The sequence below is a fragment of the Acidisphaera rubrifaciens HS-AP3 genome (assembly GCF_000964365.1).
Lineage (GTDB): Bacteria > Pseudomonadota > Alphaproteobacteria > Acetobacterales > Acetobacteraceae > Acidisphaera > Acidisphaera rubrifaciens.
The window spans coordinates 1-953 of the sequence record NZ_BANB01000773.1; the positions used below are offsets into that span (position 1 = coordinate 1).

General features: G+C 74.8%; 1 protein-coding gene and 1 pseudogene. Both read left to right on the top strand.

Translation table 11 applies throughout. The features are described 5' to 3' along the window. Window positions 1-718 (top strand): GTP cyclohydrolase II (ribA, locus tag B8460_RS17500; protein ID WP_048862906.1); only part of this gene is annotated, 718 nt, incomplete at its 5' end. Between the two features lie 13 nt (window positions 719-731). Beyond that, window positions 732-953 (top strand): annotated as a pseudogene (locus B8460_RS17505) (L,D-transpeptidase family protein); the annotation flags it as partial.

The window sequence follows — 953 nt, forward strand, 5'->3', positions numbered from 1 at the left end:
GCTCGCGCGGCTGCTGCCGGCCGTCGTGGTGGCGCCCGCCGTTCCCTATGCCGTCGCCCACGCGGAGGCGCGCGGCCTGTTGTCCGTCGCGGCGGAGGCGGTGCTCGCCTATCCGTCCGCCGCCGCGACCGGGTTGCGGCGCGTCGCCGAGACGGCGCTGCCGATGCAGGACGCGCCCGAGGCGCGGCTGGTCGCCTTCCGCGCGCCCGATGCCGGGGTCGAGCATCTGGCGATCGTCGTCGGCACGCCCGATCCGGCGCGGCCGACGCTCGTGCGCGTGCATTCCGAGTGCTTCACCGGCGACCTTCTGGGCAGCCTGCGCTGCGACTGCGGCCCGCAGCTGCGCGGCGCGGTGCGTCGGATGGCCGAGGAAGGCTGCGGCGTGCTGCTGTACCTGGCACAGGAGGGGCGCGGCATCGGGCTGGTGAACAAGCTGCGCGCCTATGCGCTGCAGGATCGCGGGCTCGACACGCTGGACGCGAACTGCGCCCTCGGCTGGGGTGCCGACGAGCGCAACTTCGTCATCGCCGCGGTGATGCTGCGCGAACTCGGCATCGGCGCGGTGCGGCTGCTGACCAACAACCCGGACAAGGTGGCCGCGCTGGCGGCGTGCGGCGTGGAGGTGGTCGAGCGGGTCGAGCACGCCTTCGCCCCGAACGGCGTCAACGACGCCTATCTCGCCACCAAGGCGCGGCGCTTCGGGCATCTGCTCGACTGAAGGACGGACGATCATGAGCATTGCGGTGCTGACGGCCGAGGGCGTGCTGCGCCTCGGCGGCGGGGCGTGGCGCGCCGCCTATGGCCGCGGCGGGCTGCGCGCGGACAAGCAGGAAGGCGACGGGGCGACGCCGGTCGGTCTGCTGCCGCTGCGCCGCGTGCTGTATCGCGCCGATCGCGGGCGGCCGCCCGCCTGTCTCGTGCCGGTCGAGCCGATCGCGCCGACCGACGGGGGG